Source organism: bacterium, assembly GCA_019912885.1.
GTDB lineage: Bacteria > Lernaellota > Lernaellaia > JACKCT01 > JACKCT01 > JAIOHV01.
The window spans coordinates 1-14,401 of record JAIOHV010000007.1 but is presented as its reverse complement, the minus strand read 5'-3'; the positions used below and the strand labels follow the sequence as shown (position 1 = coordinate 14,401).

The window sequence follows — 14,401 nt, the reverse complement described above, 5'->3', positions numbered from 1 at the left end:
TTCGGGCCGCCAAGTCCATCAAAGGAGTCCGACGCCTTTGGGGCGTCGGAACCAAACCCAACGACCGGCTCCGCCGGTCGTCAACACACCGGACATCTACGATCGCTTATGAACAGGACTTCTACTTTCGCTACGAACAGCCGATGGCGTCGTGGCCCGCCCGGCGGCGAATACGCCAGGCCTCAATCCCACAGCCGCGTGCTGAAGTAGCGCTCGCCGATATCAGAAAAGACCGTGACGAAGCGCCCGCGTTTTTCGCGTTTGGCGATCTCGTGGACGCCTTTCAGGAAAGCGCCGGAGGATTGGCCGGCGAACACGCCGTTACGCGCAAGCTTGCCGCAATAGTCGTACGCGTCATCGATCGTGACCTTGATCTTCTCGTCGATGACCGACTCATCGAGGATGTCCGGGCGGATGTCCTCGGGGCTCTCCAGCGGTTTCAGCCCCTCGATGCCGGGGAACGCATCCGGAATGACGCACACGACGCGAATGTTTTTGTCGTGCTCCTTCAGCCGCCGGCCAAGCCCGGTGATGGTGCCGCCCGTGCCGACGCCGGCGATGACGTGCGTCAACTTGCCGCCGGTCTGTTCGAGGATCTCCTCCGCGGTCGTGGAATAGTGCGCCTGCCAGTTGCTGTCGTTGCCGTACTGATCGGAGAAGAAGAACGTGTCCGGCGCGGCCTCGTACTGCCGGCGCACCTCGCGAAGCGCCTCGTCGTAGCCGAGCACCGCGTCGGTGAACTGCAATTCGGCCCCGTGCGCGAGGATGCGTTTCTTGCGCTCGGCGCTCGCATTTTCCGGCACGACGAGCTTGACCTTGTAGCCCAGCACCGAGCCGATCATCGCGTACGCGATGCCCGCGTTGCCGCTCGACGAATCGAGGATGGTTTTCTCTTTTGTGAGGCGCCCGTCGATCACCGCGTCGAGCAACATGCGAAGGACCGGGCGGTCCTTGATCGACCCGCCCGGGTTCATCCACTCGGGTTTGGCGAAGATCTCGACGTTGGGCAATTCGTCCGCGAGCAGGTCGACGCGCAGAAGCGGCGTGTTGCCGATGAGCGCCAGCGCCGGGTGGCGCTCGATGATCGCGCGATATTTCGCGTCCATCAGGCGGTGGCGGCGCTGGAGCAGAAGTGCTCGTAATCGACGTAGCCGGGGAAGGGCTTGCCTTCGGCGCAATACTCGCAGTCGGGGTCCTTGCGCAGGCGGAACTCGCGGAATTTCGATTCCAGGCCGTCGTACGCGAGCAGGCGGCCGATCAGCGGATCGCCGATGCCGAGGATCAGCTTCACGGCCTCGACCGCTTCGAGAAGGCCGATCACGCCCGGCAACACGCCGAGCACGCCCGCGTCGGCGCAAGAAGGCGCAAGCTCCGGTGGCGGCGGCGCGGGATAGAGGCAGCGATAACACGGTCCGCCCGCGGCGGGGTGAAAGACGGTGACCTGACCCTCGAAGCGGTACACGCTGCCGTGCACGTTCGGTTTTCCGAGCTTCACGCACGCGTCGTTGATGAGATAGCGCGTGGGAAAGTTGTCCGTGCCGTCCACGATGATGTCGAAATCCTCGAACAGGCGCTCCACGTTTTCGCTCGTCAGCCGCTCCTCGAACGGCACAAGCTTCAGCTTCGGGTTGAAATCGAGCAGCGTCTTTTGCGCGGACGCGATCTTCGGTGTGCCGATACGATCGGTGGTGTGCAGGATCTGCCGCTGCAGGTTCGACTCGTCCACGACATCGAAATCGACAAGCCCCATCGTGCCGACGCCGGCCGCGGCCAGGTAGATCGCCGCCGGGCAGCCGAGGCCCCCCGCACCGACCATCAGCACCTTGCTGGAAAGCAGCTTCACCTGCCCGGCCTCGCCGACCTCCGGGATCGTCAGGTGCCGCGCGTATCGGGCGCGGTCGCCGTCGGAGAGAAACACCGGCTTTTCCGCCGCGAAGCCGCGGCCGGACCAGCCGGTCCATCCGCCCGTCAGGACGCGCAGGTTGCGGTAGCCCATGCGCGAAAGCGATTCGGCCGCGAGCGCCGAGCGCGCGCCGCCAGCGCAATAGGTGACGATCGGCGTATCGCGATCGGGCACCTGCGCCTCGATCTGCAATTCGAGCAGGCCCCGCGGAATGTGCCTCGCGCGGGGCAGATGCCCGGCCCTGACCTCATCGAGCTCGCGCACGTCGAGCAGCACGAAGTCGTCGCCGCGCTCGAGCATCAGGCGCACCTCGTCGGGCGAGATCTCCGTCTGACCGGATTTGACGCTCGATAGCAGGTCGCGAAAGGTGACGACCGGCGCGGACTCATTTTCGCGTTTCGCGCCGCCGGCGATCGCCGGGATGACGGAAACGACGTCTCCGTCCTTCACGGGGGTATCGAGCCCCGACGCGCCGCGCACGTCTTCGTCGTTGACGTACACGTTCACGAACCGGCGCAACTTGCCGTCCCCATCGCAGATGCGCGCTTTCAGCCCCGCGTGCCGCGTTTCGAGATCGTCGAGGATCTCGGCCAGTGTCTTGCCTTCGACGGCGACCGCGTCCTTACCCTCGGCCATCGGCCGAAGCGGCGTGGGAAGGCGAACAGTGATGCTCATGTCAAACGCACCTCCGGCAAGGCCGAAAGGCGGCCTCGCGAACCTTCTATACTACCTGTCGGAATGGGCGAATTGAAGGGAATGTGGATCACGAAGCGGAACCCGGCCGGGTTTGCCGGCTGGAACCGCTCTTCCCGTTGGAACCGCTCACGCGGTTGGAACTGCTCACGCGGTTGGAACCGCTCACGCGGTTGTTACCGCGACCGTCAGGGTGCGGGTCTGCTCCGCGACAACGAACCGCGACAACGAACCGCGACCGTTAGGGAGCGGGTCTCAAATCTGCCAATCCTCGGCCAGGTAGACAGCCATCGGCTCACCCTGTTCATGCACAACGTAGTGCACGGCCAGCAAAAACTGGTCGCGCCCGTTTAGCCAGCGTGTACTGCCGTGCCGCGCCCACCGTTTTCGCGCCGGTTCGTCGAGGTTGGTCGCATTCAGATGGCGACTGGCATAGGCCTTAAACGTATTCATCACGCGTTCCGGCGATTGCTCCGCCGAGACAACGACGTGCACGTGGGTTTCGCGAACATGAACGGCCGTCAGAAACCAATGGCGGTGCGCACAGACTTCCAATACGGCTCGCAGGACGATTTCCGCGCGCTCCCGGTTCAGACGATAAGGAGCATCGACCATCGACGATCGCGAAAACGTCTCGAACGATGTATTGGCCGGCAGCGTGGGATACCCCCGACTCCGCTGATGGCGGTCGACGGCGCGACCTCCTTCTTCACCGTGGAGTAAAGTGCCGTAACAGCGAAATGTTATGAAATAGGCGATCGTCGGCACGTGCGTCTCCTATTTTAGACGAGCGCATCGTGCACGAATGAGTGATAAGAAAAAAGCGCAAGTCCCCGCGGTCCGCAAGCGCGAGACCCGCTCCCTGACGGTCGCGGTTCGTAGGCGTGCGGATCGTAGGCGTGCGGATCGTAAGCGCGAGACCCGCTCCCTGACGGTCGCGGTTCGTAGGCGTGCGGATCGTAGGCGTGCCGATCGCAAGTGCATGGGCGTTCGTCGAACCCCTATCACGCGTACTTGCGCGCCAACTCCAGCAGCGCCTCGTTCGTAAACGGCTTCATGAGGTGCTCTTTCACCTGCGTTTTCAGGTTTTCCTCGGCGAATGCGGCGAACTCGTCGCGCGCAAACATGAGCGCGATTGGCTTTTCGGCGCGGACCTCCTGAATGAACGAACGCAGGAATTCGATACGCGTGGCGTGGTTGCCGGCCAGCATCTCGAACGCGAGCACGTAAAGATCGATCTCCGAGCCGATGCGCCTGGCCGTTTCGAGCGCCTCGTAGCGGTCGTGCGCGGCCTTCACGATGTAGCCCTGGCGTTCGAGGAACTGTTCGATGTTTCGCAGATCGGCCGCAACCTCCTCGGCAACGAGCACGAGTTTCAGGTCCGGCAGCGGGCGGTCGATGTCCATCACGGTCGGCAAGGTTTTCAGCAACGCCTCGAGATCGAACGGCTTGACCAGAAAATCCTTGACGCGGGGATTGGAACGCAGCGCGAAATCGTCCTTGAGGCCGCCGCGCGTCGAGGCCATCAGGATCGGCACGTCGTTATTCATGGCCGTGAGCTTTTCGACGAACGTCAGGCCGTGCATGCCGGGCATCTCGATGTCGGCGACGATGACGCCGACGCGGTCGCCCAGGCGTTCAACGGCGGCCAGCCCCTCGTTGCCGTCGCCGACGCCCTTGACGAGATAGCCTTCTTCTTCCAGCACCTCCTCGAGGGTGCGGCGGTATTCCATGTCGTCGTCGACGAGCAATACGAGCGGTCGTTTCATCGAAGTCTCCGGAAAACCCTGTTTAACCGGCTCATTCCCCGGCATCCGCGGCCGGGGGCGGCATCGACTCGACGCGATCGCGCACGGCCTTGACGACGCTCGTCAGGCTTTTTTTCGTCAACCAGTTCTGGATGAATTTGGGCACGGACATGCCGGTATCGACGGCCACGGTGTAAGCGACGATGGTCTGATTGTCGCCGTTTTCGCGAAGCACCCAGGCGCCGACGGAGTCTTCCACGTTCTTTTTCGGCTTCGCGTCGTCCAGGCGCCAGCGGATGTAGCCTTCCTCCGGTTTCACTTCGTGAATGACCGTATAGCTCACCTTGTTGCCGACGATCGACAGCTCGAAAAGAACATCCACGCGGTCGCCGTCGCGACGCACGACTTTGGTTTTTTTCGTGTTCGGCATCCACTCGGGGAAGGTCTCGAAGTCGTCAAGCGCTTTCAACACCTGCGCTTTCGGCGCCTTGACGAGCACGATCGCGATGCCGCGCCCGGAGTCCTTGCCTTCCTTTTGCTCCAACATGTTTTCCTTGACGACCTCGCCGCTTTGCAGGTCCTTCAGGTTTTCCGGCGTCAGGTATTTGGTGATGTCAGGGACTGGCACAAACTCCGGCGCCGCGACGGCGAACGAAACGGCGGTCAAAACGACGGCCGAAACGAGAATCGAAACCAGGGGCAGGCGTGTTTTCATCGTAATCCTCTCCACGAATGTTGACCGCTGACAGCTGACCGCAGACGGCTGACCGTATTGATCGATCACCGAAAATCAAGCACCTCGACCGGCGGCTCCACCACCGAAAGGGATATCGAACGCACGAACCCTTCGGGGTCGCCGCCAAGTTGCAAGGGAAGATCGACGTCGCTTTCCAGGCGAAATTTTGTCACGAGAAGGTCTTGCAGGCGCGCGTCCCGGAAGCTGCCGCGCCAGACGCGCGGAATGTTTCGGACAAGGCGCCCGACCGGCGTGTCGAGCAGGCGCAGATTCATGTAGCCGGGCTTGGCGGTCGCGAAGGGGAAGACGCGCATGTTGTAGCCGAAATTTTCCGTGGTGCCCCAGCCGATCCACTTGAGCGGGCCCTCGTGAATGAGATCGCCCTTCTTGAATGGCAGCTCCCAGGGCTCCTGGTCGTGCGCGATTCCATAAACCGGCTCGTCCGACTCGTTGTAAACGCGCACGTTCACGGATCCGCCCGTCTTGCGCAACCCCGGGATCGTGCGGCCGAACATCGCGATGAGGTATCCGAAAACGCTGTTGACGAGCCGCCACATGATGCCCGACGGAAAACGCGACTTGATGACGAAGTAGTCGTTCAGGACGAGCGCGTCGATGCCAACGCCGCCCATGTGCGACAGGCGTCCGTTGGACTCGGCCATGTAATACGGAGTGAACTTGAGCGCCGCGCCGCGCTTGACGCGCTCGATCGGCTGGGCGCCCGGCGGCGATTTGACCAGCCCCGCCCAGGCGTTGCCGGTGCCGAGCTTGAGAATGCCGATGCGCGGCAGGCGCGCGGTGGCGTCGCCGAGCGCGCGAACGTGTTTGCTCAGTTGTTCGATGATGCGCATCGCGGTGCCGTCGCCGCCGCCGCAGAACACGAGCGGATAGCGCCGGCGCACGATCTCTCGCAGGCAATCGTCGGACTGCTCGATCGTGCGGGTGATGAATAGATCGTCCGGCGGCACATGCGAGGAGACAAGGCGGATGGTCGCCTCCTTCACGCGGCGCGCCTTGACGTTCATCACGACCGCGAAGCGATCGATCACGCTCGATTCCTCTTGCGCGGCCAGGGGCGCCGCGGACACGCTCGCATTCATGAATGGGCCCTCACGTTGCGGGGAGTGCCCTTTTTCATATCCTGCAACGCGTCCTCGCACAACCACGCCTCAAAAGCGTCCAGGTCGGCAAGGACGACGTTCGAAAACAGGCGCACGACCCAGTTGTGCGCCATCGGGCTGATGGCGATGACCGGCACGCCCGCGCGGCGGCATTCCCAGACCTCGATCGCCGTGCCCATGCTGGCGACCGGCAGATACGCGATGAGAAACTCCGAACGGCACGCCAGTTCGATGTGTTGGCGGAACACCGTTGCCGCGCGCGCATTGTCGTAGTCGACACTGCCGGCGTGCCCGGAAAGCGGGCAATACACGCGGCGGCCGGGCGTTTTATTCGCAACGATCGCCTTCACGCGTTCGCGGTAGTCCTGCGAGACGAGCGCGGCATCCAGCGTCGATCCCTGCATGACGCCCGCGAGGAAAAAGTCCGGCGCGTCAGGCATCGGCCGCCTTCTTGGGCCGCTTCGGTTTCGTCGCGGGCCTTGCGCCGACCTCCAGGGCGGCGTAGCCGTTCGTGATCGGCAGGCGGCGATCCTTTCCGAACGCCAGCGGCGTGACCTTGATGCCCGGCGCGGCCTGCCGCCTTTTGTATTCGCTGGCGTTCACCATGCGGATGACCTTGGCGACGACGTCCGCGTCAAAGCCCGCCTCCACGATTTCGCCGTACGATTTTTCTTCCTCGACGTAGGCCGAAAGGATGCGGTCGAGCACCGCGTATTCCGGCAGCGTGTCGGTGTCGCGCTGGCCGGGGCGAAGCTCCGCCGTCGGCGCTTTCTCGATGATGTTCGCGGGGATCATGTCGCGCCCCGCGCGCGCGTTCAGGCGTTCGCACAAGGCGTAGATCGTCGTTTTTGACACGTCCTTGATCGGCGCGAATCCTCCGCACATATCGCCGTAGAGCGTCGCGTAGCCGCAGCTCATCTCGCTCTTGTTGCCGGTGGCGAGAACCAGATGCCCGAGCTTGTTCGACACCGCCATCAGCAACATGCCGCGGATGCGCGCCTGGATGTTCTCCTCGGTCTGATCCTTGCGCGCTCGCTTGAAGATGCCGGCGAGCATCGCGTCGTACGATTCCATCGCTTCGTGAATCGGAATCTCCACAAGGCGCATCCCCAGATTTTTCGCGAGGCGGCGCGCATCGGCGCGGCTTTCGCCGGAGGAATACGGCGAGGGCATGAAGACGCCGAGCACCTTTTCGGGCGAAAGCGCGCGGCACGCCAGCGCCGCCACGTACGCCGAATCGACGCCGCCGGACAGCCCGATGACCACGTTCGCGAAGCCGTTCTTGCGCACGTAGTCCGAAAGACCCGTCTCGAGCGCGGCCTGCGTCACGTCGATTTCGTCCGGGATCGGCGCGACGGCCGGCTTCGCCGACGCGCGTTTACGCGGCGCCGGAAAGGCGATCTCGCGCGTTACCACAGGGCGTTCGACGTGCTGCAAATCGCGCCGCCCGCCGCGCAGGCGCGGATCCCGCAGTCGGCCGCGCGGCGACTCGCGCGGATCGATATCCACGATGAGCAACGCCTCCGCGAAGCACGGTGCGCGCGCGATGACGCGGCCGTCCGGATCGATGACGCACGAAGCGCCGTCGAACACCAGCTCGTCCTGCCCGCCGACGAGGTTGCAGAATGCGAGGAAGGCGCCGTGATCCGCCGCGCGCTGCGCGAGCATCTGCTCGCGGCTCTGAGTTTTTTTCGCGTGGAAGGGCGAGGCGGAGATGTTCAGGATCGCCTGCGCGCCGGCGCGGGCTTCGTCCACGTGGGGGCCGTCGCCGATCCAGATATCCTCGCACACCGTCAGGCCAAGGCGCGCCTCGCCGGCCGCGAGCACGAGTCCCTCGTCCCCGGGCGCGAAGTAGCGCCGCTCGTCGAACACGCCGTAATTCGGCAGATGGATTTTGCGATACACGCCCGCCACCTCGCCGCCCGCCAGGACGAACGCCGCGTTGTGAACGTCCGCGCGCAGGATCGGCGCGCCGACGATCGCAACGAGACGGCGGCACGCGCGCGCGATATCGATAACGGCCGCCTCGCACGCGCGCACGAAATGCGGTTTCAGCAGCAGGTCTTCGGGGGGATAGCCGGACACGGCCAGCTCGGGAAACAACAGCACGTCCACACGGCGTTTTTCGGCGTCCCTGACGATCGCGGCGATGCGGCCCGCGTTTCCGGGAATGTCGCCCACGTGCGCGTTGAACTGGGCCAGGCCGATTCGAATCATCGCCTACCCGCTTCGGGCTCCGGTTTCGGCGTGATGGTCCGCGTTGTACTCCTGAATCGAACGCACCGGCCACTCGGCGGGCTCGCCCACGGCGAGCGCGCGAAGGCCCGCGTGCGCCTCGGGCATCGTGGTGAAATACGGGATGCCCGATTCGAGTGCGCTGCGGCGGATCGACAGGCTGTCGCGAATCGCCTGCGGATCGGAGGTCGTGTTGATGACGAGGTCGATCTGGCGGTTCAGGATCGCGTCCACGATGTGCGGCCGGCCCTCGTGAACCTTGTGCACGCGCTCGACGGACAACCCGGCGGCCTCGGCCACCGCCGCGGTGCCCCCGGTGCAAACGACGGTGAATCCGAGCTCCTGGAGGCGGCGTGTTACTTCGGGAACCTGCGGCTTGTCCGAATCGCGCACGGAAAAAAACACGCGCCCGGAATAGGGCAGGGAATTGCCGGCGGCGATCTGCGCCTTGCCGAACGCGATGCCGAACTTCCGGCCGATGCCCATCACCTCGCCCGTGCTTTTCATCTCGGGCCCAAGCACGGTGTCCACGCCCGGGAACTTGATGAAGGGGAACACGGCCTCCTTGACGGAGTAGTAACTCGGTTCGATCTCCGCCGTCACGCCCAGGTCCGCGAGCGTCTTGCCGAGCATCACCTGCGTCGCGATTTTCGCGAGCGGCCGGCCCGTCGCCTTGGACGCGAACGGCACCGTGCGGCTGGCGCGCGGATTCACCTCCAGGATGAACACCTCGCCGTTGCGCACCGCGAACTGCACGTTGATGAGCCCCACCACGCCGATCTCCAGCGCGAGCGCCTCTGTCTGCCGACGGATTTCCTCTTTCATGTCCGCGGTAAGCGTGATCGGCGGGATGCTGCACGACGAGTCGCCCGAATGCACGCCGGCCTGCTCGATCTGCTCCATGATCGCGCCGATCACCACGCGCTCGCCGTCGCACAGCGCGTCGACGTCAAGCTCGATCGCGTCGATGAGGAACTTGTCGACGAGGATCGGCCGCTTGGGCGAAACCTCGAACGCGTACGCCATGTAGTTCGTCAGGCGCTCCGTATCGTGCACGATCTCCATCGCGCGTCCGCCGAGGACATAAGACGGGCGCACCACGACGGGATACCCGATGCGCTCGGCGATCGCGATCGCCTCCTCGACGGAAACGGCCGTGTCGTTCGGCGGCTGCTTGAGCCCGAGCTTGTTGAGAAGCTGCGCGAACCGCTTGCGGTCTTCCGTGCGGTCGATGTCCTCCGGCTGCGTTCCGAGGATGGGCACCCCCGCCTCCAGCAGCGCGTTCGCCAGGCGAAGCGGCGTTTGCCCGCCGAATTGCAGGATCACGCCATCGGGCTTTTCAACGTCCACGATGTTCATCACGTGCTCGAACGTGACGGGCTCGAAATACAGGCGGTCGGAGATGTCGTAGTCCGTGCTCACCGTTTCCGGATTGCAGTTGACCATGATCGACAGCCAGCCCATGTCGCGCGCGGCCATCGACGCGTGGACGCAGCAGTAATCGAACTCGATGCCCTGGCCGATGCGGTTCGGCCCGCCGCCGAGGATCATCACCTTCTTCCGGTCGCGCGGCGCGTCGGCCTCGCATTCGGATTCGTAGGTCGAATAATAATACGGCGTGAACGCCTCGAACTCCGCGCCGCAGGTGTCCACCATCTTGAAGACGGCGGGGACGCCGAGACTCTTGCGCAACTCGCGTGCCAGGCCCCGGTCCACGCCAAGCTCGCGCTCGATCCATCGGTCGGAGATGCCGGCGCGCTTGGCGCGGCGCCACTCGTTGGCCGTCAGGCGCTCGGCCGCGGGCAGATGCGCCCGCTCGCGCGCGAGCGCCGAAACGGTGCGTTCCTCCTGGATGATCGCCTCGATGTGCGCGAGAAACCACGGATCGATTTTCGTCAGGTCCGCGATCTCCTCCACAGTCATGCCGGCGCGCATCGCCTCCGCGACGAAGTAGATACGGTTCCAGCGCGGCACGCGCAGGCGGTCGGAGAGACTTTCGCGGTCCACGATCTGCCCGTCCTCGATGAACTTCGTCACCTGATGCAGCGAATAGCGATTGTTTTCGAGAGACCCGATCGCCTTTTGCAGCGCCTCGGGAAACGTGCGCCCGATGCTCATCACCTCGCCGACGGATTTCATCTGCGTCGTCAGCGTGCGGTTCGTTTCGGGGAATTTCTCGAAATCGAACCGCGGTATCTTCACGACCGTGTAGTCGATCGTCGGCTCGAAGCACGCCTTCGTCTTTTTCGTGATGTCGTTTTCGATCTCGTCGAGCGTGTACCCCACCGCGAGCTTCGCGGCGATCTTCGCGATCGGAAAGCCCGTCGCCTTGCTCGCGAGCGCGGAGGACCGCGAGACGCGCGGATTCATCTCGATCACAACGATGTGCCCGTTCGCCGGATTCACGGCGTACTGGATATTGCAGCCTCCGGTGTCCACGCCGATCGCGCGGATGATGCGCAAGGATGCGTCGCGCATGATCTGATATTCCTTGTCGGTCAAGGTCTGCGCGGGCGCCACGGTGATGGAGTCGCCGGTGTGCACGCCCATCGGGTCGAAGTTCTCGATCGTGCAGATGATGACGACGTTGTCCGCGTGGTCGCGCATCACCTCGTGCTCGAACTCCTTCCAACCGATCACCGACTCCTCGATGAGGATCGTGCGCTTGGGCGAAAGATCGAGCCCCCACTTGGCGAGCGCCTCGAACTCCTTGACGTTGTATGCAATGTTCCCGCCGGTGCCGCCCAGGGTGAAGCTCGGCCGGATGATGACGGGAAACCCGATCTCCCGCGCGTGCGTCCACGCATCGTCGAGCGTCGTCGCGTAGCCCGATCGCGGCACGTCCAGGTCGAGCCCGCGGATGACGTGCTTGAAGACTTCGCGATCCTCCGCCTTCTGGATCGCCTCGTACTTCGCGCCGATCAGCTCGACGCCGTATTTTTCAAGCAGCCCCGCCTCGTACGCGCCGGAGGCGAGGTTCAGCGCCGTCTGCCCGCCCATCGTCGGCAGCATCGCGTCCGGCCGCTCGCGGATGAAGATCTTTTCGAGCACGTCCAGGGTGATCGGCTCGATGTACGTCCGGTGCGCCATGCCGTTGTCGGTCATGATGGTCGCCGGGTTCGAGTTCAGGAGGATGATTTCGTATCCCTCCTCCTTGAGCGCCTTGCAGGCCTGCGTTCCGGAGTAGTCGAACTCACAGGCCTGGCCGATGATGATTGGGCCGGAGCCGACGAGGAGGATGCGCTTGAGGTCAGTGCGCCGCGGCATGCGTTCCTTCGATTTTCGGGTTCGACGTGGGGGGACGGAAACCGTCGCGGGCCGTTATCCTAGCCGCGAACGCACAATCGGGACAAGGCGTCCGCCCATGGCCACCGGTTTTCCCGGCGGCCCTTGCGGTCCATCGCGGCGTGCGGCCATGCCCCCTTGTTCTCAACCTTTGTCGACGATGTTCATCTCGACCTGGCGGTCAGGGGCGATCCGGGTCGCCGGCCACGGGGGGTTCCTTTCCCGCGGGCTCTCCGAATGTTTCCTTCTCGCCCACCCGGGCGTAATAGAGCGCCGCGCCGACAACCAGTCCAACAACATAACCCTGCGGCAACGACAACGCGGAAAGGGCTACGAGGAGCGCGATCGTGATCTCGCGCCGCGAGCCGGCGATGTCGCGCACGAGCGATCCCAGGGCCACCGCCTCGAATAGCAGGACGACGCCGAGCACCGGCAACGGAAACAGGCGCACCACCTCGGACGCGGCGCCGCCGAAAAGAAGCCCGATGAAAAGGAAAAGCCCGCCGTAGATCACCACGGAGCCCCCGGTGCGCGCGCCGAACGCATGGTGGCCGGCGAGGCCGCCGCAACCGTGGCAAACGGGGACGCCGCCAAGGAATGGAAGCACGACGTTCACGAGGCCGTAGGTGAGCCCGATTTTCCGCACGCTAACCGCGCGCCCCGGAAACAGATCGTGGATCGTCCGATGCGTGGCGATGACCGAGTTCGAAAGCGAGAGCGGAAGCTGCGGGAGCGCCAGCACCAAAAGGCCGGTCATCACATCCGTCCACGCGGGCACGCGGGGTGACGGCAGATGGATGCCAAGGCCCGCGACGATCGCGTCCGTGTCGATGCCGGAAACGAGCGCCACGGCAACGCCAAGGCCGATGACCGGCAGCGCCGCCGGGAAGCGTCGATTTCCAAGGAACAGCGCAAGCACGACGAAGGAAACGCCGGCCAGGACGTAACCCGTGGCGCCCGAGGACGGGACGTACTGCCTGAGCGCGAGTTGCCCGAGAGAAAGCGCGAGCCCCAGTTGGACGCCGCGCACGACGCAGTGGGGGATCACCTCGACGAGCCGTCGGAGCAGGCCCGTCGCCGCAAGAACGAGCATGATGACGCCGATGGCCAGGCCGCCGCCGAACAGCACGCCGCCGGTAAGGCGCTCGGAGATGACGATCACCGCCATCGCCTTGAGCGGCTGCATGGGCATGGGCAGTCCGTACACGATGCCGGTCAGGACCTGCGCGAGCCCGAACAACACGAACACGCTCGCCGGATCAAGCCCCGCGGCGGGGATCATGGCAAGAAGCAGCGGAAGGTCCGTCCCGATGTCGCCGAAAGCGCCGCTAAACTCATTGCGATCGAAGCGGATGCGCCTAGCGGCGCTTCCAGGGGGCTGCGGCCCGGCGATGGGCTTGGGCTCGACCAGCCGGGTGGAATCTCGTGCGGCGATGGACACGCGCATGTAAGTACACGGGCGCCGCCAAAAGGTGTAGTCGGCGCGTGGGCTTCCACGAATTTTTTACTGCTCCCCGCTTTTTTTCACCGCCCGTCTCGCCGCGGACAACCGGAAGCGCCCATCGCCAAAAATGCTCCCGAACGGCATTGGTTTCGCCGATACCCCTTATTGACGGAAGTCCGAGGGGGAGGATCATGCGGTTGATTTTCGCGGGCGACTGTACGAATGTACGGTCCTTCTGGATCGGCGGGCGAGGGAACGCGCGTATGGCGCCGCCGCGATCCGTTCAGGTGTCGACCATGAACGCAAAAATGCCCGCCGCGATCGCCGCGGCGATGGCGCTGGTATTCATTCTTGGACTCGCCGCTCCGGCGCGGACCGCTCCCGCGTGGTATCCGCGCTCGGTCGCGCTAGTCATTGGCGTCACACCCTACGGCGGCGGCTTCCGTACGCTGCCGAGCGCGCGCGAGAGCGCCCAAAACATCGAAAATACGCTGCGCGCCAACGGCTTTCAGGTGCTGACGCTGTACGACCGCCAGGCCACCCGGGACGCGATCGTCGGATTTCTGACGAGCCCGCTCGTGCGTGGGCTCGGGCCGCAGGATCGCTTCGTCTTCTACTTCGCGGGCCACGGCCACACGGTGACCGGCGTCGGACTCGACGGCGCCACCGGATTCATCGTCCCCGCGGACGGCAACCGCCTGGGCGGCGAGCCCGATCTGCGCACCCTCGTCGGCGTGCGCGAGCTTCAAAAGGAGCTCGCCACGCGCACCGCCGTAAAACAGGCGACATTCATCTTCGACGCGCAGTTCGAGGACGCGGCCGTGAAGCCGGTCTCGCGCGATGCCGTCTCGCCGCTGTCGTATGTCGGGCAACCGGCCTCAAACGTGCTCATCGCCGGCGGCGCGTTCTCCGCGTTCGGCGGCGCGGATCTGTTCTCCAACGCGGTCGCCGCGGCGTTCAACGGATACGCCGATGCGAACCGCGACGGCTTCGTGACGTTCGGCGAGGTGGCGACGTACGTCGAGGCGGTCACCGGGCGACAACAGAGCCGCCGCGTGATCGCCGGGTCGTTCGAAGGCGGCGGGCAGTTGGTCTTCAAATACGCGGGCGAGCCGCCCGTGATGGTGGCCTCCGCCACGCCGGCCTTGCCGACGCCCGCGCGCGACGCACCCGGAACGCCGGCTGCACTCGGTGGGCGCGTCACGCTGCCGCCGGAGCAGGCACGGACCGCCGCGG

Annotated in this window: 11 protein-coding genes; 1 reads left to right on the top strand and 10 read right to left on the bottom strand. The window is 64.8% G+C overall.

What is annotated here, in order from left to right:
- Nucleotides 1-182 precede the first annotated feature (182 nt).
- The 10 genes from K8I61_00940 to K8I61_00895 all read right to left on the bottom strand — a co-directional run bounded on the left by K8I61_00940 (nt 183) and on the right by K8I61_00895 (nt 13,168).
- Nucleotides 183-1,106, bottom strand: coding sequence for a cysteine synthase family protein (locus K8I61_00940; protein ID MBZ0270573.1), 924 nt, complete (start codon nt 1,104-1,106; stop codon nt 183-185).
- The gene (moeB, locus tag K8I61_00935) at nt 1,106-2,578 is read right to left on the bottom strand and encodes a molybdopterin-synthase adenylyltransferase MoeB (protein MBZ0270572.1); all 1,473 of its coding nucleotides are present in this window, start codon (nt 2,576-2,578) and stop codon (nt 1,106-1,108) included. Before moeB ends, K8I61_00940 begins: the two co-directional genes overlap by 1 nt.
- 273 nt (nt 2,579-2,851) lie before the next feature.
- Nucleotides 2,852-3,355, bottom strand: coding sequence for a transposase (locus K8I61_00930; protein ID MBZ0270571.1), 504 nt, complete (start codon nt 3,353-3,355; stop codon nt 2,852-2,854).
- A 245-nt stretch (nt 3,356-3,600) separates the two neighbouring features.
- The gene (locus K8I61_00925; protein ID MBZ0270570.1) at nt 3,601-4,365 is read right to left on the bottom strand and encodes a response regulator; all 765 of its coding nucleotides are present in this window, start codon (nt 4,363-4,365) and stop codon (nt 3,601-3,603) included.
- A 31-nt stretch (nt 4,366-4,396) separates the two neighbouring features.
- Entirely contained in the window at nt 4,397-5,059 is a 663-nt protein-coding gene (locus tag K8I61_00920; protein ID MBZ0270569.1) for an SRPBCC family protein, read from the bottom strand.
- Between the two features lie 65 nt (nt 5,060-5,124).
- Nucleotides 5,125-6,168, bottom strand: coding sequence for a hypothetical protein (locus K8I61_00915; protein MBZ0270568.1), 1,044 nt, complete (start codon nt 6,166-6,168; stop codon nt 5,125-5,127).
- 8 nt (nt 6,169-6,176) lie between these two features.
- On the bottom strand, nt 6,177-6,641 hold the full coding sequence (locus tag K8I61_00910; protein MBZ0270567.1) for a hypothetical protein: 465 nt from the start codon (nt 6,639-6,641) through the stop codon (nt 6,177-6,179).
- Entirely contained in the window at nt 6,634-8,418 is a 1,785-nt protein-coding gene (locus K8I61_00905) for an NAD+ synthase (protein ID MBZ0270566.1), read from the bottom strand. The genes K8I61_00910 and K8I61_00905 overlap by 8 nt, the downstream gene beginning before the upstream one ends.
- A gap of 3 nt (nt 8,419-8,421) precedes the next feature.
- The gene (carB, locus tag K8I61_00900; GenBank protein ID MBZ0270565.1) at nt 8,422-11,703 is read right to left on the bottom strand and encodes a carbamoyl-phosphate synthase large subunit; all 3,282 of its coding nucleotides are present in this window, start codon (nt 11,701-11,703) and stop codon (nt 8,422-8,424) included.
- Nucleotides 11,704-11,902: 199 nt separating this feature from the next.
- A complete protein-coding gene (locus K8I61_00895) occupies nt 11,903-13,168 on the bottom strand; it encodes a putative sulfate/molybdate transporter (protein ID MBZ0270564.1) in 1,266 nt (421 codons plus the stop codon).
- A 293-nt stretch (nt 13,169-13,461) separates the two neighbouring features.
- Here K8I61_00895 and K8I61_00890 point away from each other — a divergent pair.
- The coding region (locus tag K8I61_00890) for a caspase family protein (GenBank protein ID MBZ0270563.1) at nt 13,462-14,401 on the top strand (940 nt) is incomplete at its 3' end.

What these genes read in the sequence shown, in the direction of transcription:
- K8I61_00940 (MBZ0270573.1), bottom strand. Translation starts at nt 1,106, where the DNA reads ATGGACGCGAAATATCGCGCGATCATCGAGCGCCACCCGGCGCTGGCG.
- moeB (MBZ0270572.1), bottom strand. Translation starts at nt 2,578, where the DNA reads ATGAGCATCACTGTTCGCCTTCCCACGCCGCTTCGGCCGATGGCCGAG.
- K8I61_00925 (MBZ0270570.1), bottom strand. Translation starts at nt 4,365, where the DNA reads ATGAAACGACCGCTCGTATTGCTCGTCGACGACGACATGGAATACCGC.
- K8I61_00920 (MBZ0270569.1), bottom strand. Translation starts at nt 5,059, where the DNA reads ATGAAAACACGCCTGCCCCTGGTTTCGATTCTCGTTTCGGCCGTCGTT.
- K8I61_00910 (MBZ0270567.1), bottom strand. Translation starts at nt 6,641, where the DNA reads ATGCCTGACGCGCCGGACTTTTTCCTCGCGGGCGTCATGCAGGGATCG.
- K8I61_00905 (MBZ0270566.1), bottom strand. Translation starts at nt 8,418, where the DNA reads ATGATTCGAATCGGCCTGGCCCAGTTCAACGCGCACGTGGGCGACATT.
- carB (MBZ0270565.1), bottom strand. Translation starts at nt 11,703, where the DNA reads ATGCCGCGGCGCACTGACCTCAAGCGCATCCTCCTCGTCGGCTCCGGC.
- K8I61_00895 (MBZ0270564.1), bottom strand. Translation starts at nt 13,168, where the DNA reads ATGCGCGTGTCCATCGCCGCACGAGATTCCACCCGGCTGGTCGAGCCC.